At 37.6% G+C, this 23680-nt stretch carries 21 protein-coding genes; 14 read left to right on the top strand and 7 right to left on the bottom strand.

All coding sequences use genetic code 11. The annotated features are described in order from the left end of the window. Positions 1 to 35: 35 nt before the first annotated feature. From DI076_RS16775 to DI076_RS16765, 3 genes are all read left to right on the top strand, one after another. A complete protein-coding gene (locus DI076_RS16775) occupies positions 36 to 1115 on the top strand; it encodes a cytochrome-c peroxidase (protein ID WP_108960858.1) in 1080 nt (359 codons plus the stop codon). 356 nt (positions 1116 to 1471) lie between these two features. Then, positions 1472 to 2053 (top strand): hypothetical protein, encoded by a 582-nt coding sequence (locus DI076_RS16770; protein ID WP_108960857.1) that lies wholly within the window; start codon positions 1472 to 1474, stop codon positions 2051 to 2053. Between the two features lie 56 nt (positions 2054 to 2109). Further along, on the top strand, positions 2110 to 2967 hold the full coding sequence (locus tag DI076_RS16765) for an LIC_13355 family lipoprotein (protein WP_108960856.1): 858 nt from the start codon (positions 2110 to 2112) through the stop codon (positions 2965 to 2967). Positions 2968 to 3088: 121 nt separating this feature from the next. On the opposite strand, the gene secA is transcribed toward DI076_RS16765, so the two are convergent. From secA to DI076_RS16750, 3 genes are read right to left on the bottom strand one after another with little or no spacing between them, the layout of a single operon-like run. Beyond that, positions 3089 to 5848, bottom strand: a complete 2760-nt coding sequence (gene secA, locus DI076_RS16760) for a preprotein translocase subunit SecA (protein WP_108960855.1) — start codon at positions 5846 to 5848, stop codon at positions 3089 to 3091. Positions 5849 to 5858: 10 nt separating this feature from the next. After that, on the bottom strand, positions 5859 to 6548 hold the full coding sequence (locus DI076_RS16755; RefSeq protein WP_108960854.1) for a type 1 glutamine amidotransferase: 690 nt from the start codon (positions 6546 to 6548) through the stop codon (positions 5859 to 5861). After that, the gene (locus DI076_RS16750) at positions 6545 to 7126 is read right to left on the bottom strand and encodes a TlpA family protein disulfide reductase (protein WP_245918490.1); all 582 of its coding nucleotides are present in this window, start codon (positions 7124 to 7126) and stop codon (positions 6545 to 6547) included. The genes DI076_RS16755 and DI076_RS16750 overlap by 4 nt, the downstream gene beginning before the upstream one ends. A gap of 146 nt (positions 7127 to 7272) precedes the next feature. On the opposite strand from DI076_RS16750, the gene DI076_RS16745 reads away from it, so the two are divergent. Together DI076_RS16745 and DI076_RS16740 are read left to right on the top strand one after the other, a co-directional pair. Next, a complete protein-coding gene (locus tag DI076_RS16745) occupies positions 7273 to 7746 on the top strand; it encodes a DNA primase (RefSeq protein WP_108960852.1) in 474 nt (157 codons plus the stop codon). 203 nt (positions 7747 to 7949) lie between these two features. Continuing rightward, positions 7950 to 9176 (top strand): 6-hydroxymethylpterin diphosphokinase MptE-like protein, encoded by a 1227-nt coding sequence (locus DI076_RS16740; RefSeq protein ID WP_245918489.1) that lies wholly within the window; start codon positions 7950 to 7952, stop codon positions 9174 to 9176. Here the strand turns inward: DI076_RS16740 and DI076_RS16735 are convergent. Then, complete coding sequence (locus DI076_RS16735) at positions 9173 to 9358, bottom strand: hypothetical protein (protein WP_100720568.1); 186 nt, start codon at positions 9356 to 9358, stop codon at positions 9173 to 9175. The two genes, DI076_RS16740 and DI076_RS16735, sit on opposite strands and share 4 nt — an antisense overlap. 128 nt (positions 9359 to 9486) lie before the next feature. Here DI076_RS16735 and DI076_RS16730 point away from each other — a divergent pair, with 128 nt between their 5' ends. Continuing rightward, positions 9487 to 10959: an HDOD domain-containing protein gene (locus DI076_RS16730; RefSeq protein ID WP_100720567.1), complete on the top strand. Its 1473-nt coding sequence runs from the start codon at positions 9487 to 9489 to the stop codon at positions 10957 to 10959. After that, entirely contained in the window at positions 10952 to 11734 is a 783-nt protein-coding gene (locus tag DI076_RS16725) for an ABC transporter ATP-binding protein (protein ID WP_108960850.1), read from the top strand. Before DI076_RS16730 ends, DI076_RS16725 begins: the two co-directional genes overlap by 8 nt. A 42-nt stretch (positions 11735 to 11776) precedes the next feature. Here the strand turns inward: DI076_RS16725 and DI076_RS16720 are convergent, their stop codons facing one another. Beyond that, positions 11777 to 15505, bottom strand: a complete 3729-nt coding sequence (locus DI076_RS16720; RefSeq protein ID WP_108960849.1) for a Cna protein B-type domain protein — start codon at positions 15503 to 15505, stop codon at positions 11777 to 11779. A 285-nt stretch (positions 15506 to 15790) separates the two neighbouring features. Here DI076_RS16720 and DI076_RS16715 point away from each other — a divergent pair, with 285 nt between their 5' ends. The 7 genes from DI076_RS16715 to arsB all read left to right on the top strand — a co-directional run bounded on the left by DI076_RS16715 (position 15791) and on the right by arsB (position 21316). After that, the gene (locus DI076_RS16715) at positions 15791 to 16969 is read left to right on the top strand and encodes a DUF445 domain-containing protein (protein WP_108961038.1); all 1179 of its coding nucleotides are present in this window, start codon (positions 15791 to 15793) and stop codon (positions 16967 to 16969) included. Then, positions 16966 to 17928, top strand: coding sequence for an NAD-dependent epimerase/dehydratase family protein (locus DI076_RS16710; protein ID WP_108961037.1), 963 nt, complete (start codon positions 16966 to 16968; stop codon positions 17926 to 17928). The genes DI076_RS16715 and DI076_RS16710 overlap by 4 nt, the downstream gene beginning before the upstream one ends. A 29-nt stretch (positions 17929 to 17957) precedes the next feature. Further along, positions 17958 to 18764, top strand: a complete 807-nt coding sequence (locus DI076_RS16705; protein WP_108961036.1) for a hypothetical protein — start codon at positions 17958 to 17960, stop codon at positions 18762 to 18764. Positions 18765 to 18950: 186 nt separating this feature from the next. Beyond that, positions 18951 to 19292 (top strand): ArsR/SmtB family transcription factor, encoded by a 342-nt coding sequence (locus DI076_RS16700; RefSeq protein ID WP_108960848.1) that lies wholly within the window; start codon positions 18951 to 18953, stop codon positions 19290 to 19292. A 1-nt stretch (position 19293) separates the two neighbouring features. Beyond that, on the top strand, positions 19294 to 19710 hold the full coding sequence (locus DI076_RS16695; protein WP_108960847.1) for an arsenate reductase ArsC: 417 nt from the start codon (positions 19294 to 19296) through the stop codon (positions 19708 to 19710). A 10-nt stretch (positions 19711 to 19720) separates the two neighbouring features. Further along, entirely contained in the window at positions 19721 to 20281 is a 561-nt protein-coding gene (locus DI076_RS16690) for a DUF6428 family protein (protein WP_108960846.1), read from the top strand. Further along, complete coding sequence (gene arsB / locus DI076_RS16685) at positions 20282 to 21316, top strand: ACR3 family arsenite efflux transporter (RefSeq protein ID WP_108960845.1); 1035 nt, start codon at positions 20282 to 20284, stop codon at positions 21314 to 21316. It begins immediately after the preceding gene. A gap of 11 nt (positions 21317 to 21327) precedes the next feature. On the opposite strand, the gene DI076_RS16680 is transcribed toward arsB, so the two are convergent. Together DI076_RS16680 and DI076_RS16675 are read right to left on the bottom strand one after the other, a co-directional pair. Next, positions 21328 to 22578: an NADH:flavin oxidoreductase/NADH oxidase family protein gene (locus tag DI076_RS16680; protein ID WP_108960844.1), complete on the bottom strand. Its 1251-nt coding sequence runs from the start codon at positions 22576 to 22578 to the stop codon at positions 21328 to 21330. A gap of 86 nt (positions 22579 to 22664) precedes the next feature. After that, positions 22665 to 23678 carry a sensor domain-containing diguanylate cyclase gene (locus DI076_RS16675; protein ID WP_108960843.1) on the bottom strand — a complete coding sequence of 338 codons (1014 nt, stop codon included), beginning with the start codon at positions 23676 to 23678 and terminating at the stop codon, positions 22665 to 22667. Positions 23679 to 23680: the final 2 nt, after the last annotated feature.

Raw genomic sequence — 23680 nt, 5'->3', positions numbered from 1 at the left:
GCTAAAAAATTGTATGGATTCCCTTTTTGGTCATCATGGGATCCACAGTAACCAAAAAAGCCAATACTAAAGTAAACTTTTTAATTCAATTTTATTTAATACTAACGTTCGTTTGCATTTCGAATTGTCAAGATTTCAGAGTATACTACAATGATAACAACCAATTTCAATATTTAATCTCAATACAATTTTTTAACGATATTTCTTTTGCTTCCGATCTCCAACAAAGAGCCAAAAATCAAATTGGTTCTCTTCCCAATTCTCCACCAGGTTCCGAAGATGATACTGATGCAAAAATCAAATTGGGGAATAAACTATTTCGTGATATCAATTTGTCTGCAAATCAAATCCAGGCATGTGTTACATGCCATCCTATTGATGGAAGATCTGCTGGTATGGATCGTCAAACCACCCCAAGAGGTACCTTTGGCCAATTGGGAAAAAGAAATACACCTACGATATTAAATGTTGGGTTTAATTCTGTACTGTTTTGGGATGGAAGGAGAAATTCACTCTATGACCAAGCAATTGACCCATTTATCAATCCAATAGAAATGTCATTATCATCTGAATCCGAACTGATACAAAAAATCCAGAATGATCCCTCTTATAGTGAATATTTTGTAAGGGCCTTCCCATCAAACCCAAACATTAATCTACACAATGTGAGATTATCTTTAGCGTCCTTTGAAAGAAGTTTAGTTTCCAATTCAAAATTTGATGATTTTGTTATGGGTAACTTACTTATATTCAATCGACAGGAACTGGAAGGTTTGAATATTTTTTTAGAAGTTGGATGTACCAATTGCCATTCAGGGTATTTGTTAGGTGGAAACAATCTTTCAAAACTTGAATCTTCTTTTTTATACAATCCAAATGATTTCGGTAAGTTTGAAGTAACAGGTGATTCGAATGATCGATATTTATTTAAAATTCCCAGTTTAAGAAATGTAACTTTAACTCAACCATACTTCCATGACGGAAGTGTAACTTCGCTTAAAGAGACAATAGAAAGGATGAATGAGTACAAATTGAACAGACGATTAGCAAGTTCAGAAATAGATTTGCTCATTGTGTTCTTAAAAACACTCTCTGATAAAACTAAATCAAATTAAATCTGTTGACGTAAAATTAAGCTAAGACAAATGTGACAATACCTTCAGGGAGGAAACAGGTGAGAATCCTGTGCTGACCCGCAACTGTAATACAGAAAATAGTTAATCCTTTTTTCTGTTGAGCCAGATCTTCCCCGCAATGTTTTCTCGTGGATTGGGAACTTTGCACACTTATGCTCTTTATTTTCAATAGAGAGCATAAAGGGGCCCCGAAGGCAAATTCGGGGCACCCGTATGGAAAACAAAACTATTCGATTATTATCTTTAGATTTGGTATACACATGGATATATTCATGTCGTATCAACTTTCCGTTTCGCGTTCCCCTAAATTTCAAAAAAGATTTAGGAGAATCTAAATGAAAACTTTAATTAAACTAACACTCGTGATGTTATTTGCACTTGTGATTTCAGCATGTGCAGATACTGGCAAAGTAGACAAATCAGTTGCGGACAATAATTTAGCATTAGGCTTATTAAAAACTGTAGAGTCATCGTCAAAAGAAGCTGGGCAAATCGAAATAAGAGGTACTTATTTGCAAGCAAGTTGTTCTGCTGGTTCTTGTAATACACCTGGCTCAAATACGGTTTCAATCCAATCTAATTTTGGAACAACAACTGGATATTTATATGTAGATTATGTAAATGGTGCAGGAACGTCAACTTACCGAGTTAATGCAGAAATTGTAGAATTTAGCAATACCGATCGAGTTCTCTATTACAAACCTAAAAATAGTGCAAACATTTCTGCACTCATTTGGACGATTACAGATGCGAAAGAAATTTTAATTTGCGATGTTTTCAACGGTAAACCTTCGTTAGTGGAAACAAAATCAGATCTTAACTCAAGAAAAGCATCAGGAACAGTTTATACTTCTAATCCTAAGTCTGCTGGATGTAATGGTTCCTTTGCCTTCAATTTTTTAACGAGAACTTTCTAAGCATCAAAATTTTGCCTTCATTATTATATTGAATGAAGGCATATAGGAGAAACAAATTGGGAAAATACCAACTAAAATCAGTCTTATTTATGTTCATTTTATCATTTACTTTTTTACAATGTAAAGAAGACGAAAATAAGAATGATATTTTATTATCTTTACTCGCAATTCCAAAGGTAAATAATTCTTCCGCTATACCATGTCCACCAACTTCTCTACCGACTGAAATCCCAATTGCAAATACAGTTGTCTCCGCCAATTCAACTGTGAGTGGCTTTAACAATCAGACGAAAGCGATCAATGGCATCTGTGGTGGTGGAGAGTTTTCTGGATCCCTAGATGTATATGCCTTAAATTTAACGGGAGCTGGTGCTAGTTTGATTTTATCTTGGGCAGGAAAAACAGTTAAGAATGTAAGTGGTATAGATTTTATCGTCTATGAAAATCCATTCAGAGTTTCAGAATCTAGCGATCGTTATGCTTTTGATCCAATGGTAGTACAAGTTTCTTTTAATGGAACCGAATTTTGTGGATTTGATCTCAGTGGTTATAACCCAAATGTTTCCGACAGTAACAAAATATCATCTTGGCCAGGTTTTGCTGGACTTAGACCTGTGATTTACAATATGGCCACAAAACCCTTTACATTAAATGAATTATTTACTCCATCTGGAAATAGTTTTTTGTTAGGTGGTGGAGATGGATTCAATTTGGATGATCTAATTGTTGGCGGACCAGATGCCAACTGTGATTCATCTACTCGTTCAAATATCCAAACCAACGGTTTTAAATATATAAAAATGATTTCCGCATCTGCTGTAACGAACCCAAACACAGGGAACGGATACACCTATCCACATTCATATGACAATGGATCTGACATAGATGGTGTTGTTGCAAAATATATAGAATAAGGGTATTTTCAATTTGAATCCTCAAGTAATCTAATTAGAAAGTAATTAGGTTACTTGAGTTTTTTTTAGATAAACCAAGAGATTAATTGAATGGGAAGGCATACTTCCCGAAACAATAATCCTAGCGCTTGTTACGGCGGCTAGACCTTCTCTCCGAACCTCCACCAGAACTAGTAGTCGATGATACTTGTGGTTTTGTTTTATTGGATTTTAACTCATTGCCGAACATATCCACTTCTGCTCTTTGTTCTTGCCCAATTTTTTTGTACTCTTTTGGCGAAGAATCATCTTGTTTTTTATCTGAATCAGTTACTTCAATTTTTAGCAAAAAGGAAACTACTTCGTTTTTAAGATTTTCAACCAATTGATCAAACATCTTAAAACCTTGCAGTTTATATTCGATGAGTGGATTTTTTTCACCATATCCAACAGTCCAAATTCCTTCTTTTAAATGGTCCATTGCGTATAAGTGTTCTTTCCATCTATGATCTAAAATATCCAGGAAAACATTCCTTTCAATCGATCTCCATATTTCATCTCCAATGGAAGAAACTTTATATTCGTAAAGTTCTTTCACTAATTTAGATACAACTTCAAATACTTTTAATTGCGGATTAGGTTCTTTCTTGAAATCTTTAGCTTCAATTGTATGATCGATGCCTAAACTTTGTAACCATTCATTGAGAGAATCTAATTCCCAAGAATCAACATTATTTCCTTCACAATATAGAATTACTTGGTTTTCCACGACTTCATCAAAGAAATCAACAATGGTTTTGGACATATTTCCTTTGTCCAATAATTCGTTACGAATCCCATAGATGTATATTCTTTGACGGTTCATAACATCATCATACTCTAACAAATGTTTCCTGATATCAAAGTTATGGCCTTCAACTCGTTTTTGTGCTCTAGCAATTGCATTGGAAACCATACTGTGTTCCAATTCTTGACCTTCAGGCATTTTTAAAGTGTCCATGATACGTGCGATACGATCAGATCCAAATATTCTCATCAAATCATCTTGTAACGATAAATAGAATCTTGAAGAACCTGGATCACCTTGTCGACCTGACCTTCCACGAAGTTGGTTATCAATCCTTCTGGATTCATGTCGTTCGGAACCGATGATATGAAGTCCACCTGCTCCAATTACAAAATCATGATCTACTTTCCATTTTTTTGCATCCGTTAAAATTTTCAGACATTCTTTTTTGATCGTTTCATTTCGAACGTCCGCAATTTTTCCTTCTGCTTCATCAAACTTTTGTTTAATGAGACATTCACGAAAACTATAGATTACTTCTAATTCATTCTTGTTTTTGATTCCTAATGAATCACATTTATCATCTAATTTTTCTAAATCATCTTTGTATTTAGGTGCGCCACCAAGAACAATATCTGTTCCCCGACCTGCCATGTTTGTAGCAATTGTGATGGCTCCTGGTTTACCAGCGTTAGCTACAATTTCTGATTCTCTTTCGTGTTGTTTTGCATTTAAAACGTTGTGTTGGATTCCATGTGAGAATAATAGTTTAGATAAAACTTCCGATTTTTCAATTGAAATTGTTCCAACTAACACCGGCTGTTTCCTTGAAACTTTTTCTTGGATGTCTTTTACGACTGCGTCAAACTTTTCTCGTTCCGTTTTGTATACACGGTCAGGTAAATCTTGACGTTGGATTTTTAAATTAGAAGGAATTACAATGACATCTAAGTTATAAATTTTTTTAAATTCTTCGGCTTCAGTATCAGCTGTTCCTGTCATACCAGCTAGTTTTTTATAAATGCGGAAATAATTTTGAAAGGTAATGGATGCTAATGTTTGTGATTCACGTGCAATGGGAACACCTTCTTTTGCTTCCAAGGATTGATGCAAACCATCAGAATAACGTCTTCCTTTCATAAGTCGGCCTGTAAACTCATCAACAATGATCACTTCACCATCTTGCACTACATAATCTTTGTCTTTAAAAAAGATTTTATGTGCTTTTAGAGCCTGTTGTACGTGGTGAACGAGCTCAATATTCTCAGCATGGTAAAGGTTTTCCACTTCCAATAAGTTTTCTACATGATGAACACCTGCTTCTGACAAAATTACATTTTTTGCCTTTTCATCAATCTCGAAGTCTTCTCCTTCGATTAACTTAGGAATGATTTTATTTACTTTTAGATATTTGTCAGTGGATTCTTCTGCTGGACCTGAAATGATGAGAGGAGTCCTTGCTTCATCAATTAGGATAGAGTCAACCTCATCCACAATGGCAAAGTTATGTTGTCTTTGGACACGGTGTTCTTTGTAACTTACCATGTTATCTCGTAAATAATCAAAACCAAATTCGTTGTTTGTTCCGTATGTAATATCCGAATTGTAGGCTACTTTACGTTCCTCGTGATCCATATCATGCTGAATGACACCAACAGATACTTTTAAAAATTCAAAAACAGGACGCATCCAATTCGCATCCCTTTTCGCCAAATAGTCGTTAACTGTAACTACGTGAACTCCTTCACCTGAAAGTGAATTGAGATAAATAGGAAGTGTAGATGTTAAAGTTTTACCTTCACCAGTTTTCATTTCAGAAATATTACCCCAATGTAAGGAAATACCACCCATCATCTGAACATCGAAATGGCGCATACCTAACGTACGATACGCAACTTCTCTTACAGTCGCGAATGCTTCTGGTAAAATATCATCAAGAGTTTCCCCGTTTGCCAATCTTTCTTTAAACTTTAGTGTTTGAGAGGAAAGTGTTTCATCGTCCATCGCTTTGATTGTAACTTCAAATGAATTAATTGCTTCTACGATTGGATTGAGCCTTTTTAAATCTCTTTCGTATTTGCTACCGAAAAGTATAGTTAATATTTTTTGAAACATGTTTTGTCCGTTATAAATTTATAATATTGCTAAATATGATTTTGGCATCTTCTTCCATGATTTTCTGTTTCAAATCGATGTTAGAAAAATCTCCACTGCCCTTGGAGATAAACTCCTTATGGACATTTTGCCAAACCCGTAACATTCCCAACGTGGGCTCTAAATGTGTTTGGAAAGCGAAAACTTTGTTTTTGTATGAAAACATTTGGTTTGCATAAAATTCACTAGCAAGCAAATGATCGGCACCTACAGGAATATCAAAGATGTCTTCATGTAAATGAAATGCCATAATGGATTCTTTTTGAATTCCAGAAAAGATAGGATGTTCTGGTTTTAAAAGTTGAAGCTCAGAAAAACCAGTCTCAGGGCCTTTTGTTCCTGGCCTAACATTTGCACCTAACGCTCGTGCTATGATTTGAGACCCCAAACAAACTCCAATTAATTTTTTATTGGGTAAAGCGACTACATTTTCAACAATTTCGTAGTAAGGTTTAAAAAATTCCTGTTTATCAGGATCGGCAACTGACTGTGGACCACCTAACATGACAATCAAATCAAAATTCAAATGAATCTCTGGCATCAAATGTACACGAGAATCATAAGCATTATGATAACTAATTCGGTATCCTTTTTGTCGTAAAAGTGGTTCTAAAATTCCAGGACCTTCACAATCAATGAATCTGATAATGACAGCTCTCATATTGATTCCATTCCAAATTGGTAACGAAAGAAATTGAATTTAGGATCTTTCTCAATTGTTTCTTTTGTTGTTAGTTCCGAGATTGAACCTAAGAAGTTATAATACAATCGCAATGGTTTTGTTTCGAAAAGTAGTGTTTCGGGTGTTCCTGTCACAAGCCCACCTTCCTTTACTCGAAAAGGTTTCTTCATAAAGATGATAGGGATTTGGATATTACGATTTTTGATTTCAACCTTCATTCTTTCTTTTGCCAATTGGTAAACTTGGCCAAACGGAAGTTCGTCGGTGACATCAGGAACAATTTGGTATGGATCAACGACCATATAAATTGCTTTCGTTGGGAATTTGTTTTGGATCTCGGCGTATAATAAATTCAATGCGGGAATTTCTTTCCAACATGGCACACAGTCTGGAGAATACACATTCATTGCAATTTGGTCTTTTGCCAAGTTTGCAAAGGTGATTTCTTCCCCATCCGCGGTCACACCAACAAACGAAGTTTCTCCGAAGTAGGAGGATTTCGCAGGTGCGCAAGTAATGAGACATAAACTAATCAATAAGCTGAGGGCGGTCTTCATAAATCCCATATTTTGGACGGTCCATCCCCATGGTTTGGACTAGGAGAACGTCTGTAAAGTCCGTTTTCGAACTTTCCCTTGACATATGACCCGCATGCCCCACTCTGGTCTAACGTTCCACTCTCTTCCCCAGGAATTTATAAAAAATGAGCCAATCACAGAAAGAAGACTTCGATATCGTATCCTTAATAGAACTTTGCCGGGAAAAAAAATACGAAACATGTGTGGCCGGTTTCAGCGCGATCGACAAAATCGAAAAAATCACTCTTCCTAAAAAATTAAAAAATCGTAAACTCACTGTCCAAGCACTCTATGCTCTCACAAACGACTTAGTGCAATGGAAATACCTTTCTTCCGAAGAAAAAGCTCTCCTCCAAGCAGAAAAAGACAAACTTGCAGGTGTCACTTCCACTGCGGGAACATCATTTGCTCCTCATGCAGAAGAAGACATCGAAGAAGATTTTATCCCTGAAGAAGAAGCTAAAAAACCAGAATTTGAAGATGGTTATGAAGATGAATTCGGTGATGATACGGAAGAGGAAGAAGAGGATGATGACGATGATGATTTCGACGACGACTCTGATGACGAAGAGGATTCAGATGAGGAAGAAGAGGATTAGAGGTTAGCCCCATTCCTCTACTTCCCCTCTTTCAAAACAACCTTCTCAACAACTTTCAAACCCCCGATCAATTTTATTTACACTCAAAAGTCTCCCCTGAAAAGGAGGCTTTACGATTCTTAAACCAAATCCAATCAGATTCCATTCCCATCATTCTGGGATTAGGTGCCTTACATTCTGTTCGTTCCCTTGTTTTATCGCCTATGGGCCAACCAGCTGCCATTGTTTGGGAACCACTGCCTGAGGTATTTGAACTTCCCGCATTCCAAACAGAAATATTAGAACTTTCGGGAAAAGCAAAAGAGAATGGTTTCACTTTGGTTCTTGTCACTGGCATTACGCCAAATTGGAACGAAATCAAAGAAAAACTCGCTTTCTCTACTCGCGAAAAAGTACCCATCAATGTGAAATGGGCTTTGTATGTGACACCGAGTTATGAGCGTTATTTCCCAAATTTGATCGAAAATTGCCGGAAAAACTTTCTTTCCCAGTTTCAATCGCAAAACACAAATCAAAATACAATCCAACACTTTCGTAAAGTATGGACTCATAATTATTTAAAAAACAAAGTTACCATCGAGGAAACAAAAGAATCCATCCATTGGTTTCAATCCTTTCGCGGAACTAACTGCAATGTATTATTTTTAGGAGCAAGCCCAGGTCTAGAACATAACATTGAATCGATCAAAAAACACCGTCATACATTCACATTATTCGCTAGTGATACTTCAATTGGTTACCTTTTAGAACATTCCATTGTTCCCGATTATATTCTTTCCTTTGATTCTGGAAGAGGAACTTTGTATCATTTTTTAGTTGATTTACCGACCTCAATACCCATCATCACTTGGTTAGGTGGTTCTCCCTATTTATTTGAACTTCCGAATCCAAAAATTTTAGTCAATACAGGCCATCCTTTGGACCAAATTGTATCTTTTTATTTTCAAAATGAAAAGGGATTCCATTGGCCACATATACAAAACCCAAGTTTAAATTTACTAGGTATGGTGATTTCCATCACAAAGGGAATATTGAATCGGAATTTAGTTTTAAGTGGTGTGAGTTTTGTATCAGAATTTGGGAAGTCACATTGCGGAGGCACCGGATACGAACGATACTATTTACCTCAATTGCATAGAAAACAAAGTATGGAATCTTTCACCAAACGTCTGTATTCTGGTGTTAGAAAAGGAAAAAATCAATTGGTGTGGGATGAATTGTTATCTGCAAAAACAACTGAGAACATTCAAAATTATTCAGAGTTAACAGCATTCAATACAAACAAACCATTCGAACAAACTGTAGAACTCAATTCATTTCAGGGTTTTCCCCCAAGGATTTCCGATTTGGCTAAGTGGGCAAACCAAGACCAATCTGGTATCATCCATTCCAAAACTCTCAATGTTTGGTTGCGGTTTTCACTAGGTTAAGCTCCGAATAGAATCGGTATTTCTTGTAAATTCCATTCTGCTCGTTCGCGATTCGCAGGGATCCTATCAAATCCTTTTGTTTTTTTGGTTTTTCCCTTAGGTCTTTTCTCTAAGTCTTCTAAGATTTTTTCCAATCGTTCTTCCATCATCAAATGTAAATTCATTTGGTCTAACATATCCATTGTGTTTTCCTCCACTGATGAATACAGAATACCAGATGGGGGGGACAAAATAGAAACTGCTTTGGAAAAAAATATCTATTGCCTCCAAAGGAATTTAATTTATAAGAGTGTAACGGGAAACATCGTTTGTGAATTTTAAAGATATCATTTCTCAATTAGAAACTTCCAAAGAATCCAGAATTAATTTTTATTTTGTGACTGAAGAACAAAATCAGGAGATATACGCATTACTTGTCCATGTAATGGGGTATATGGACAAATTATATTTAGTGGAAGTCATTTTCACTGTCCTCAAAGAACTCCTGATGAATGCCAATAAGGCAAATGCAAAACGTGATTACTTTAGTCGTGAAAAATTGGACATCCAAAATGCCACTGATTATGCAAAAGGGATGTCAAGGTTCCAAGAAAACATCATCATGAAGTGGAACGAACAATTAGAGCGGTTAGATGGTGGAAATTATTACATAAGTTTACTCATGAAAGTGGAAGGAAAATCCATTCACTTCGCTGTTGAAAATAACGCGCCCATCACAAAAGAAGAATTATCAAGAATCAATCGTCGCATTGAAGTCGCTAAAAATTACAATGATTTATCCGATGCTTTCACTGATGTTTCCGATAGTACCGAATCAGCAGGTTTAGGATTAGTACTGATCCAATTACTTTTAAAAAATTCTGGAATCGGTTCTGATAAATTTAAAATTTTTACAAACGAGAAAATAACGCGCGCTACACTCAGTGTACCTGATGTTACAACTCCAGTCGAAATCCAAACAGACCTTAAAACCAAGTTATTAAATGAAATTGATGGCCTGCCTCCTCTACCACATTCATTGACCAAAATCATCCAACTCTGCAACAATCCAGATTCTGACCTTCACATGATTTCACAAGAAATTGAACGAAATCCTGCATTGTCTGCTGATTTACTAAAACTTTCCAATTCTGCTTTTTTTGCAAATCGCAGCCAAGTGAGTTCCATTTTACAAGCGGTAAAAGTAGTTGGATTAAAAAACCTCCGTAACCTTCTTTATGTTTCTGGTGTTCGAAAGATTATGGATGGCCAGTACGGCAAAATGATGGATGTATGGGAACACTCCAGTCGTTGCAGTTATTATGCACGTTATCTCGCAACAGAAAACAATCATACAAATAAAATTGCGGATATCATTGCCGTATGTGCACTGTTACATGATATAGGAAAATTTTTATTGTTATCTGTTGATAGAGGGTTTTTCAAAAAAATCGAAACCTATCAAAGAGGGACTGATTCTGGAAACTCAACTCTCCTTGAGGAGATGGCAATTGGACTTAGTCACCCACAACTTGGTGCATTACTTGCTGAAAAGTGGGAATTTCCACAAGACTTACGTGTTGCGATTGAATACCATCACAAACCATTTTTAGCTCCTCCAGAATTACGAGATCTGGTGGAAGTGATCTACATGGCAAATATGATGGCAGATTTCCATGAACAGAAAAAAGGATTTTATGCCATTGACAAAAACTTGTTAGCAAAGTTTAATTTAGACAACATCGATGTTTTTTCAGCTGCTGTGAATAAGGTAGAGGTATTGTATAAAAAAACAAATGAGTGAGGTAGTTCGGTTTCATTCTGTTTCGTTTGTTAGAAATGATAAAACCATTTTACAGAATATAAACTTTTCACTCAAACAAGGTGAGTCCTTAGCGATCGTTGGACGTAACGGAGCCGGAAAAACGACACTCATCAATTTACTATTTGGTTACCTATGGCCGACATCAGGAAATGTTTCAGCCTTTGGTGAAACATATGGAGACACCCCCATGGCTCCCTTACAAAATAAAATGGGCATTGTCCAACCAGGACACCAGGAAACTTTACTACAAAGACTCACTGCATTCGAAATGGTGCTAACAGGTGTAATTGGAACATTGGGTTTGTACAAAGAACCAACACCTGAACAAACAAAAACTGCATCCTTATCATTAAAATCAATTGGGTTAGAGAATAAAGCCCACCAACAGTACCAAACACTCTCTTCAGGAGAAAAAATGAAGGTACTCTTATTACGTGCGTTTGGTGAAGGAAAAGAATTACTGATATTGGATGAACCTACTGCTGCTCTCGATGTGACAGCAAGAGTAGATTTTGGCCGATCGTTATATTCTTTAAAACAAAACAATCCGAAACTCACAAGAATTCTGATCACACATCGAATCGAAGAAATCCCAGAAGATTTTCATAAAATTCTTTTGTTAAAAGAAGGAAAGGTTTTGGCATTTGGAGAAAAACAATCCGTCTTTACGGATTCAAATCTTTCAAAGTTGTATGATTTAAATCTTTCTGTAAGCGAAAAAAAAGGACAGTATCAACTTACTGTCCTTTCATAACGTTACACTCTATTGACTAAAGATAAGACGATTAATCGCTCTCTATTGATACATCGATCTTTCAATGAAATTGGTTGCTTTACAACTTCCAACACCAACATCAGTAACGGATTTGTCTTGAGCAATACAGAAGAGTTTCCACCAACGATTGGAATAGTTTGGTGCGATGGAATAATTTCTCACTTCACCAACACTTCCTTTGAAGATTCTTACCGTTGCACCAGAGATTCCCATACTTGCTTCACCTGACCAGTTATAAACACTGTAATAACGATTCGGTTGGTTCCAGATAGAACCTTGCACTGTAATGGTTTCTGGGCCATATCCACTTGTGATATCATAGTCCAAACTTCCATTGCCTGCACCTAACGGAGTTTTATTGTTCCATACGATGCGGTCGTTTGCTTGGTTTCCATATTGCATATGTGAATCCAAATCTCTTGGTTTTGCACCCCATGATAGGACAACTCTCATCTCGTTATCACCAAGGATTGGTGTGACTAAAATGTTTTGGTTGGCAGGAGTTTCCGATCCAGCGGAAACAACGGTTCTGTAGGTTGTGGAATAGTTTTCTTGGACAGAAGTACAATCACCTCGTTTTCCTGCTCCAGAAACTTCTAGAGTATAGTTTCCAGGAGGAACTGATGGAATGGCATAGGACCCATCCGTCGAGGTTTTGACAGATGGAATTGTCACTCCATTGGCATCAATCGCATAAGGTCCCGACTTCACATTTACACCTGGACGGATCCGTGCTGTTAGGTTACACACTCCCGTATTGTAAAGGGCAGATAAAGCTCGACCAGAAACCGTTCCACTTGTTTGGCTTCCAGGAACAAAAGTAATGATATCAAAGTTGGTTGTTACATCCGCTTGGATGTCTACAATCCCTTCTACAGTTTGGTATCCAGCAGATACAAATCGAACTTTCCAACGGCCAGCATTGATATTAAAAATTGTGTATTGGCTTGCATTTGAGAAAATTGTAGAGCCAGTTGCGATGGATGCTGGTTGGACACCTGCAGATGGACGTAAGGTTCCTCCATTTGGATCCACAATTTCCAAGGAATAAGTTCCAAGGAAAGCAAATCCACCAGGAGTTCGCACTGATCCAGAAAGGTTTCCGCGTCCGTCATTTGTAATCACTGGAATGTTCACAACAACAGTTCCGCCACCTGTTCCTACTTCGACTGGGAAGTATGTGGTGATTCCATTTTTTTCGACTCGTAAATGGTAAGAACCTGGGGAAAGGAAAGGAAAACTATAACTACCGTTTGCTTGAGAAGAAACAGATCCAACTGTTTGGTCATTACCAGCAGTTCTTGTGGAAGAAACTGAACAATTCGGAGCATCAAAACCTCCAGAGCAGTCTCTTTTCACATCTGGAGTGAAATTTCCACCAACTAACCGACCCAATGTGATCGTTGCTCCACTGACAACGGAAGTTGAAACCGCATCGGTTACAACACCGGTGACTGTTGCACGTGGACTATGGAGGACAACACCATTCAATTGGTAAACAACAGGATTGGAAGCGTATAAATTGGTTGCAACCGATGAAGTGTCAACACGAAGGCTATTAGAGGACAAGTAACTAGACTGATACGATGGAGCCACTCGGTCCACAACAATGATTTGGTAAGAACTTTGTCTGAAATTGTATTCGGTTCCGTCAATGATGTCGACAGAAGCTGTATTATCATTTGCACGTGCAACACTCGGAGTAGTTGCGAGTGTTGTTGCGGATCCAGTTCCCAATTGGTAAAGTGCATAGGTTACTTTTCCTGCATCATCATTTGTGAAAGGAGAAGGTAATACTTGCGGTAATGTCACAACATAAGAACTACCACCAAAACTAAATTGGCCAGAGTTTGTTGTCGTGATGTGTACAAGTGATGCACCCGCATCATTCGTATTTCCTAACATCACAACATACAATCCAGATTGAGTTGTATGGAGTGTGTTTGCGTTAGGTGCAGCATCCCGAACCGAAATGGACCCGGCAATTTGCGAACGTGTAGCAATGGATGTCATTGAAATGGTTCCCGCATTGTAAGTTGCGCCATTTAGGCTGACTTGTAATGGATTGGAAGAACAAGGAGTCGGATGATTGCCACAATAGTTTTCAAATCCTGGTGCAGAAATATAATATGCCCAAAGTCCACTAGCACCAAGGAAGGACACTTCTTTGGTGGTTGGATTTACTTCATATACTTTGTTTGCATATGTTTGGTAAGCCCATGGACCACTACCTTGCACATTTGCCAAACAGGAAGCTGTTGGATTGATAGCACAGGAACAAATAGAACCCGCTTGATTTAATGCACAATTTGTTCCTGCCACGGCACTTAAGGATTCAAGAATCCAAAGTTTGATTGCATTCCCTAAAATTGCATCATCTTTCAAATAGACAATGTTAGATGGTGCTTGGTTGGCTGATGGTCGAACGTTAATCACAGCACCTGCAACATGATCATTATTTGCATCTTTTACATACCCAACCACTAAGGATGGTTTTGCAACGATTAGGATTGGATCATTGAGAGTGACTGATTTTGATCCACCATTGGGAGCCGCTGTAAAAAGAAAGGATTGGGTGACTGTGTAAAAAGTAGGGTTAGATACTTCTAAATAGTAGACCCCATTTGTTAATTCAAATCCTTCGATGGAAAAATTTCCATTTCCTGTGATTTGAACTGTTTGCAAAATAGCACCTTGCTCATTTTTAAGTTTGATGGTAAATACGGAAGTTTGGTCATTCGACAATGCTCCGTTACGAATCAGTCCAGAAAGTAAAAGATCACTTTCGGTTGCTGCCATCCAAGGTAAATTGGTAACTCCTAAATCAATGACAGCCACTGTATTTGGATTGGTACCAGGAAAGGTAAAATGTACACTTTCTTGTGTGGTTGCATAAGGTTGGCCAGACACTACAACTGAATCTCCAACATAAACTACCGTATAATTTCCGTTAGGGAGAGGACTAATTGAAATCACATATTGCCCATTGGCATTGGTAACTCCCGTTCCGACTGTATTTCCATTGGAGTCAATGATATTCACCACAATCCCTGCTACAGGTCCAGATGGAACCGTTACCCCACCACCAGAAAATCCAGGGCTTGTGACAACACCTGTGAACTGAGCTGGTCCTTGGGCATAATACATTCTTTCTGCAAGTAAATTGCCTACATTCACTAAGGTAAATGGAGTTTGTGTTGGGTTATACACATAAGAAAAGTCTTGGTAGGTATAATTTAAACCATAACCAGTGTTAATGAGAACACGATAATTGTTATTAGGAAGATCAGCTAAGTCAAATTGGAAACTTCCATTTGCTTCTGCAAACTTTGCGGCAACTAGTGTGCTTACATCCCCGTTCGCTACTTCGATGCGGACAGAAATTAAAGTGAGATCAACACAATTTGGAAGGGCTGGTGCTCCAGGATTTCCGCAGATCACATTAGCAGGAACTCCTGCAACCACTGGAACAATCGAACCAATGACACGCGCTGGTCCATGGTTTGGAACTTCTTGTTCGGAACCATTACTCGGAACTTCATCCGGATCTGTTACAATGATAGAACCACCAGAAGGAGGGAGGGGAACACCGTTGGAATCGGGAGGGAGATCAGTTTGTCCACTGTTATCAGAAACGGCACCACCGGTACCTAACAACAACCAGAATGGCATGGATTTTTTCTTACGAGAACAACCCACGGATACAACAGAAATGAGTACGAGAATGGTGAACAACCCTCGAACGCGCATAGACTTACCCTCTAATCAAATTCGCTTTGTGGCGATTCGCCACTTCCTTTCAAATGACTTCGGGAAATTCCTAAGAGCTCCCAAAGTGTACCATTTGTAGTCTGTTTTCGTACAGAAAGCAAACCTTTTTTAGGGGTATCGGATAAAAATTTCCTTTTTCATAACTTTTGGGCCAAAAATAGACAAGAAAATGAATTTCGATTGCCCATTCCTTTCCGCCACAAAGCCTACTCCTAGCGAAATATGTGGGATTTTTGGCTTTCGGTAGGCGGTTGGAAATTACTCATGATCCCATTCACATATGGGTTTGTGGGTTGGGTGACCAATTGGTTGGCACTCAAAATGACATTTTACCCCATCCAATTCATTGGATTTCCTCCCTATTTGGGGTGGCAAGGGATCATACCCAGAAAAGCACACAAAATGGCCAGTAAGTCTGTGGATGTGATCACAGAACGCCTTCTCAACATCAAAGAAGTTTTCCTCAAAGTCGATCCGAAAAAAGCAGAGGTTGTTTTTTTACCAGCACTTGACTCAAGCATTCGTTATACGATAAAAGAATTTTCGGATAGTTTAGATCCAAAACTTTGGGAAATCATTCCTGAAATTGTCAAAGAAGAAATTTACCACAAAGTACGAAGGGAAAGTGGGATTACCATTCGAAAGGTCATTAAAAAACTCCAGGCAGACATTGATTCCTTATTTGATGTAAAAGCTTTGGTATTAAAAAAACTTTCTGGTAATAACGTAGGTTTGGTGGTGGAACTTTTCCAGGAAGTTGGTGCCCCAGAGTTTCGATTCATTGAACGATCTGGTTTTTATTTTGGCTTTTTACTTGGCCTTGTCCAAATGGTATTTATGATTTTTTTTCCTATGGCATGGACACTTCCCATCCAAGGAGTGATTGTCGGGTATCTAACAAATTACTTAGCACTTGAAATGATTTTTAGGCCTCTATTACCAAAAAAAATTTTGGGGCTTGGAACTTACCAAGGATTGTTTTTAAAACGACAAAATGAAGTGTCTAGGTTGTATGCAAAACTTGTAAGTGAAAAAATCCTTACACCTAAAAATATACTATCAGAACTTATTTTTGGAAAAGCTTCCAAGGAAATCATCGAAATCATACGCAAAGAAGTGAGCAGCCATGTGGATACAGTTACGTTTCTTGCAAAACCTGCTTTGTATGCGACTGGTAAAATCAATGAATTTGATTCTGCAAAAGAAAGGATAGCTGTGGCGATGGCTGATAATGCGATTGAAAATGCTTTCCATTTAGAATCGTATTTAGGGGAATCTTTGCAAATTGAAACAATGATGGGAGATCGAATGTCAGCTCTTCCCCCAAAAGAATTTGAGTCCATATTACGTTCAGCATTCCAAGAAGACGAAATGTTACTGATACTTGTGGGAGCAGCTCTTGGTGCTCTTGTTGGATGGTTTCAAATGGTATTTATAATATGACTAAAATAATTCTTGTCACAGGTGGAAGTGGAGTCCTCGGCAAATCTTTGATACAAAAGTTAATCCCTGATTACAAAATCATAGCAATTGGAACAAACTACGCTAATTTTCCTGAATCCATACGGCATCATAAACATTTTAAGTTCTATGAAAGAAATTTAGCAACGATCGATGATCCAAAAGATTTTAATCTTTCAGAATCGATTGATCTCATCCTCCATTTAGCGGCTGTTGTATCAGGAGCAAAGGTAGACGAATTTACTTATTACCAGATTAATGTGAATGCTACAAAACACCTTGTCTCTTATGCAGTTCAAAATAAAATCCCTCACTTTGGATTTGTGAGTAGTATTTCTGTTTATGGATCCAAAGAGATCAATTTAAATCTACAGAGTGAAAGACATGGTACCACTATTTATGCAAAAACAAAAGCTTTGGCCGAAGATTTTATTTTCCAAAGTGGCGAGAACTATTCAGTACTGAGACTGGCAAGTATTTACGGAAAAGGTACCAAAAGTTTTGTCTCCAAACTCAAATCCCTGATGAAAAAAGGAGTGTATCCGAAAATCCCTCCCGTTCGTAAAAAATCAATTTTGCACATAGAGGATGCAACTGAGGCAATTTATCTTTGGACCAAACAATGTTTAGCTGGGAAAAAACCGGAGAAAGTTTATGTTTTTTCCCATCCGGAATTTGTGACAATCCAAGGAGTGATCCAAACTTTCCAAGAATTGGGCATTACAAAAAAACGATTATTACCCATTCCTGTTTCAGGTGTTTGGTCCAAAATGGTGGAACTTGTCTTTCGTTTGATGAGTTGGATCCGAAAAAAACCTTACCACGGTTCTCCCCTACAACCTCTTCTCGAATCTGTGGCAATTTATGATGAGAGTTCCTGGGAAAAGATTGGAACTTTTCCAAAATCAGATTTACGAAAAGGGTTACTTGACTATCAATAATGGTAGGAGACTTAGCCGATATATTCAGTATGAAAAAGCGACTTTGCCTAGTATTTATATTATGTCTTACTATCACAGGATTGGAAGCTGCCACTTGGGTTGAAGACTCACTCGGATTTGCATTTGAATATCCGAGAGGTTGGGCAAAGTCTGTATTACGATACACTGACACGGTTCGGATCCAAATCGCTAAATCCAACCGCGAAGCCATTTTGCAAATTGATGTGGCTCGCCGAACAAAAGATTATGACATCGATCGCTTTATTGAAGAAACAGTTGATACGTTTTTAACAAAATACCCTGATCTAAAACTAGTTCGAGAAAAGGTTTTGGAAAATGAAATAGCTGGGTTTGATGAATCAACCTTTGTTGTTTTGCATTATACGGAAAATAAACAAACGATCTCAAACCGTTTTTTATTCCACAGAAAAGGTGGAATGTACTATGTAATCCAGGCCAAAACCACTCGTGTTTTATTTTCTAAATATGCGAAAGACTTGGATATGGTGATGAAAAGTTTTCGCAGAGAACCTCGAGCCAAAAATCGATGGCGTAACGATAGTTTGGCGTATCTCGACCCTGTCAAAGATGAAAGACTCATCCAGTATATTTCTATCACTATCCGTCCGATTGAAACCTTTCCTCATGAACAAGGAATTTCTCAAAAACAGGATGATGGTTGGTTATTTTCGGTTGAAGGAAACCACAAACCTAATGGTACGGAATTTGAATCGAGACGGAAACCAAGTGACCAAAACTACACCCCAGCCGATGTCAAACCAGACACTCCCACTTCTGATGATCCAGTGGTCATCCCAGACGGATCCGGAATCTAATCCACTAACCTACAGAACACCCATTTTCGATAAGGATTTGAAAATGGATGTTTTTTCCATGGGAAACTCCCAGTTTCCAAATCAATTTTTGGGACTTATCTCTTCCTAGAATCCCATTCATAAAAAAACATTTTTCCCCTTGACCGATTTCCTAGTTTACACTATATCGTATATTTACGATATACTATGGCGTTGAACAAAAAAACTGAATTCCCGGCCCCCATCCAGAGTTTTGCATCCTTTGCCAAACTCTTATCACATCCAGCAAGGATTGCGATTTTAGAAGTGTTGGCCAAACGCCAAACTTGCGTTTGTGGAGAAATCGTTGATGAACTTCCACTTGCTCAATCAACTGTTTCGCAACACCTTAAGGAGTTAAAGGAGGGTGGACTCGTAAAAGGGGAAATTGAGGGAACAAGTTCCTGTTATTGTATCAACTGGGAAAACTTTAATCAAATGTCAGACGCATTTATTTTATCACTCAATACGATCAAAGAATTCCAAAGAGAAAACGGGAGCTGTTGTTAAAATGAAAAATATTTTAATCCTATGTACAGGTAATAGTTGTAGAAGCCAAATCGCTGAAGGTTGGATGCGATTTTATGCAAAAGAGAAAGCTAAAGTGTACAGTGCAGGTATCGAAACTCATGGAGTGAACCCAAAAGCGATCTCGACCATGAAGGAAGTTGGAATTGATATTTCCAATCATACCTCAAACCATATAAACGAATACAAAGACATTACCTTTGATTATTTGATCACTGTATGTGATCACGCCAAAGAAAACTGTCCTTATTTCCCGAGTGATGCAAAACGATTCCACCACAACTTCAGTGATCCATCTAAAAAGATAGGAACTGAATCCGAAATCAAAGAAGCTTTCGCAAAAACAAGAGAAGAAATTCGAAAGTATTGCGAAAATTTTGTAAACAAAGAATTAAACTAACGAGGAATATATGAACCAATCAATGACATGGCTTAATTTCAAAAAGAATTTGGATTTGTATCCTGAACTACAACTTACATTTTTATACCAAAACCAAGAAAGAATCTATCCTAATTACCATATCACTGAATTTAAATTAGCCACGATCGAATCAGTTGATTGTGGAGGGAACTATGATACTTGGAAAGAAATCATATTACAAGTATTGGAACCAAACGAAAAAATTGAAACTGGTTCAATGGACCTCAAAAAAGTGAATTCAATATTTACAAAGGTTTCTACACGAATATTGATACCAGATGATGCAATCCTGAGAATCGAATTTGGAAATTCCAAATCTGCAATGAGGCAATATTTTGTTTCCAATTTACAGATTGTTGGCACTGAGCTCGTTATGGAATTGGTAGATGGAAAAACAGAATGTAAGGCATCCGAAAGTTGTGGTATCAAAAAAGATACCAACATCCCGATTCTTAACGAAGAATTTGTGAGTGAAAAACCAATATCAAAAAACTCATGTTGCAGCAAAAAACCATCTGAAGTCAGTTTAGAAAAAGTTGGTTGTTGCTGAATGAAACATTTATCCTTTTTAGACCGATTTTTGACTGTTTGGATTTTTGGAGCGATGCTCTTGGGTGTTCTCATTGGAAATTATTTTCCAAACTTTGTTGGTTTCATATCTTCTTTAAATAGTGGTACGACAAATCTCCCGATTGCTATTGGCCTTATCCTTATGATGGTTCCACCACTTGCTAAAGTGAAATACAAAGAAATGGGAAAGGTATTTCGAGATGGAAGACTACTCTTACTTTCACTTCTGCTCAATTGGATTATCGGTCCTATTCTCATGTTCATTCTAGCGATTCTCTTTTTACAAAATGAACCTGAATATAGAACGGGATTGATTCTCATTGGATTGGCAAGATGTATTGCTATGGTGATTGTTTGGAATGATTTAGCAAATGGCGATAGAGAATATGGGGCTGCTCTCGTTGCTTTGAATAGCATTTTCCAAGTGTTCTTTTATAGTTTTTATGCTTATTTATTCATTACTATCTTACCTCCTTACTTCGGTATCACTTCATCGAATGTTTCCATTGAAATTTCCGAGATAGCAAAAACTGTAGGAATTTACTTAGGGATTCCATTTGTGATTGGATTTTTATTACGTTTTGGATTTGAAACATGGAACAAAAAGGAATTCTATGAAACAAAATTCCTTCCTAAAATTTCGCCAATCACCTTACTAGCACTTCTATTTACAATCATTGTGATGTTTAGTTTAAAAGGTGAAATGATTTTAGAACTAACGGAAGATGTCATACGCGTTGCCATACCATTACTCTTCTATTTTATCATCATGTTTTTCTTAAGTTTATGGATGGGATACAAACTAGGTGTTGATTATTCAAAAAACGCAGCAGTAAGTTTTACAGCTACTGGAAACAATTTTGAACTCGCGATCGCAGTTTCCATTGGAGTATTTGGGATTAGTAGCGGAGCAGCCTTCGTTGGAGTCATTGGTCCACTGATTGAAGTTCCAACTTTAATTTTACTTGTAAAAGTAGCCCTTGCGTTTCGGGACCGATTCTATTCTAAAATTTAAGTTAGTTCCAATTAAGTCGAAGCCGATTTTTGATCCAACCAATGCCTGTATCGTTTTGTTAATTTCGACAAACGGATTTGGTCCATGAGCAACCGAAACCATGGAATTAGGTTAACATTTGGCATTTTTCCTTTTGCCAATCGTTGGAGTTGGTAACGCACCATTGCCATTGTTGCAAGGCCAGTAAGAGTTTTTGATTTCCAATTGGGGATGGGCAATCTAAAAATGGATTCTTTATTTTCCTTCCATTCCATTGGTAAATTTGGATTTAAAGCTAAGGCCGTGGCAATCCCAACGAGCGACACTCCTGATTCTAAAACGGACTCTGCAATTTGTTTTCTAACAATTCCACCAGTTACCATTATGGGAACAGATACTACTTTTGTCACTTCTCGTGCAAAATCCAAAAAGTATGCTTCTCTTGCTAAGGTGGAACCATCCTTTGCGATTCCTTGCATGGCAGGTGCTTCATAATTCCCACCAGATATTTCAATAAAATCTACACCTAACTTTTGAATCATTTTGATAACAGAAGTGGCATCTTCAAATTGAAATCCACCTTTTTGGAAATCACTTGAATTGATTTTTACAGAAACAATAAAATTAGGTTTTACACACTTTCGAACAGATTGGATCACTTCGATTAAAAATTTTGCTCTATTTTCTAAACTTCCTCCCCAAACATCCGTTCGCTTGTTAACTAAAGGAGAAAGGAATTGGCTAATCAAATACCCATGGGCTGCATGAATTTGTACGCCATCAAAACCAACTTCTTCCGCGAGTTTTGCAGTCAGTGCGAACCTTTGGATGGTTTCTAGAATTTCAGATTCATTCATTGCTTTCGGATTGCCCAAAAGTTTAGAAAGATTTCCAATATTTACCGTAACTGCAGAGGGAGCCCAGACGTTACCACCTAACTTCGCTAATATTTGCCGACCGGGGTGGTTAATTTGAATAATGATTTTTCCACCCGAAGATTTTGCTTTGTTCGCCCAGGTTTTGAATCCATCTAATTTGCTACCTGCTTCGAGGACGACTCCACCAGGCCCAGTCATAGACCTATGATCGACCATCACATTTCCAGTAATGATGGTCCCAACTCCACCCTTTCCCCATGCTTCGTATAAATTCCAAAGTGCGGAATCTGGTTCTAAATTTTCATTCGATAAATTTTCTTCCATAGCGGCTTTCACCAATCGATTGGGAAGAATGACTCCATTTGGTAATGTGAGGGTTGTAAATATTGGGGAGTTTGGATTCATCTTTCCTCCTTAGACAAGAAGAAGATGTACCAAATGACAGAAAAATTCAGGAAAGAAATGCGAGTAGTAAGGAATGAACTTTATGGTTATTGGTTCTTTTTTCGGTCTCGTTTATTTTCATACATCCTTTCATCGGCTTTAGCAATTAAGGATTCTAATTCTCCACCATCTTCTGGGTAATGAGCAACACCAACACTTGCTTTGATTCGAAGGGATTGGGACTCAAATTGTAATTCCCCTTCAACGATATTCATAATATTGGATAAAAAGGATAAAATTGATTCTTTCGGATCTGGACTCATCAAAATTAATCCAAACTCATCACCACCTAACCTTGCCAATATATCGTGATCTTGGATAAGGTTAGAAAGTCGTTTGGCAAATTGTGAGATATAAAAATCTCCAGCTGCATGTCCAAATGTATCATTCACTTGTTTTAAACCATCCAAATCAAACATAACCACAGTTAGTGAGATTGAATTGGATTGTAAACGGGCGATCCCTCTTCTCAAATAATCATAAAAAGCAGAACGATTGTAGATCCCAGTGAGTGTATCGTGGCTTGCAAGATAGGACATTGATTGTAATCGTTTTTCTCGTTCTGCCCAACGATAAGCATTATGTAATACCGCCGCCATTGTTCCTGATAACATATTAAGAGTATGAAGATCGTTTTCATGAAAGTATGCAGGTTTTGAACTGAAAACTTTTAAGACACCTATCACTTCTAAACCGAAGTACAATGGAACTACAATCATGGATCTTAAACCCACGACACGACAAGCTTCTCGATTGACGCGGTTGTCTTCTTCTGAATCGACACAGTATAAAATTTCTTTTGATTGTAAACTGAGTCCAGAAAAACTTCCAGAAACATGTAGCCTCAATCCAATCTGATTGGAAGCAGATCCACTCGCAGCGCGATATACTAAATCGTCTCCTTCTACTAATTCGAACACTGCTCCTTCTGCTGAAACAAGTTCCTTGGAACGTAGTGTGATGAGATCTAATAGAAGTGGAATATCAGGATTAACAACAGTTAGCTCTGTTTGTATTTTTAGTATTTTTTCTAAGGTTGACTCTGAAGGAGATAAGGCCATAT

The organism is Leptospira ellinghausenii (assembly GCF_003114815.1).
In the GTDB taxonomy this organism is placed as follows: Bacteria; Spirochaetota; Leptospiria; order Leptospirales; family Leptospiraceae; genus Leptospira_A; species Leptospira_A ellinghausenii.
This window is presented reverse-complemented; position numbering and strand designations above follow the sequence as displayed.

Excerpts from the sequence above, each read along its gene's own strand:
- DI076_RS16775 (WP_108960858.1), top strand. The coding sequence starts at position 36 with ATGGGATCCACAGTAACCAAAAAAGCCAATACTAAAGTAAACTTTTTA.
- DI076_RS16770 (WP_108960857.1), top strand. The coding sequence starts at position 1,472 with ATGAAAACTTTAATTAAACTAACACTCGTGATGTTATTTGCACTTGTG.
- secA (WP_108960855.1), bottom strand. The coding sequence starts at position 5,848 with ATGTTTCAAAAAATATTAACTATACTTTTCGGTAGCAAATACGAAAGA.
- DI076_RS16755 (WP_108960854.1), bottom strand. The coding sequence starts at position 6,548 with ATGAGAGCTGTCATTATCAGATTCATTGATTGTGAAGGTCCTGGAATT.
- DI076_RS16750 (WP_245918490.1), bottom strand. The coding sequence starts at position 7,126 with ATGAAGACCGCCCTCAGCTTATTGATTAGTTTATGTCTCATTACTTGC.
- DI076_RS16745 (WP_108960852.1), top strand. The coding sequence starts at position 7,273 with ATGAGCCAATCACAGAAAGAAGACTTCGATATCGTATCCTTAATAGAA.
- DI076_RS16740 (WP_245918489.1), top strand. The coding sequence starts at position 7,950 with ATGGGCCAACCAGCTGCCATTGTTTGGGAACCACTGCCTGAGGTATTT.
- DI076_RS16735 (WP_100720568.1), bottom strand. The coding sequence starts at position 9,358 with ATGGATATGTTAGACCAAATGAATTTACATTTGATGATGGAAGAACGA.
- DI076_RS16725 (WP_108960850.1), top strand. The coding sequence starts at position 10,952 with ATGAGTGAGGTAGTTCGGTTTCATTCTGTTTCGTTTGTTAGAAATGAT.
- DI076_RS16720 (WP_108960849.1), bottom strand. The coding sequence starts at position 15,505 with ATGCGCGTTCGAGGGTTGTTCACCATTCTCGTACTCATTTCTGTTGTA.
- DI076_RS16715 (WP_108961038.1), top strand. The coding sequence starts at position 15,791 with ATGATCCCATTCACATATGGGTTTGTGGGTTGGGTGACCAATTGGTTG.
- DI076_RS16710 (WP_108961037.1), top strand. The coding sequence starts at position 16,966 with ATGACTAAAATAATTCTTGTCACAGGTGGAAGTGGAGTCCTCGGCAAA.
- DI076_RS16705 (WP_108961036.1), top strand. The coding sequence starts at position 17,958 with ATGAAAAAGCGACTTTGCCTAGTATTTATATTATGTCTTACTATCACA.
- DI076_RS16700 (WP_108960848.1), top strand. The coding sequence starts at position 18,951 with ATGGCGTTGAACAAAAAAACTGAATTCCCGGCCCCCATCCAGAGTTTT.
- DI076_RS16695 (WP_108960847.1), top strand. The coding sequence starts at position 19,294 with ATGAAAAATATTTTAATCCTATGTACAGGTAATAGTTGTAGAAGCCAA.
- DI076_RS16690 (WP_108960846.1), top strand. The coding sequence starts at position 19,721 with ATGAACCAATCAATGACATGGCTTAATTTCAAAAAGAATTTGGATTTG.
- arsB (WP_108960845.1), top strand. The coding sequence starts at position 20,282 with ATGAAACATTTATCCTTTTTAGACCGATTTTTGACTGTTTGGATTTTT.
- DI076_RS16680 (WP_108960844.1), bottom strand. The coding sequence starts at position 22,578 with ATGAATCCAAACTCCCCAATATTTACAACCCTCACATTACCAAATGGA.
- DI076_RS16675 (WP_108960843.1), bottom strand. The coding sequence starts at position 23,678 with ATGGCCTTATCTCCTTCAGAGTCAACCTTAGAAAAAATACTAAAAATA.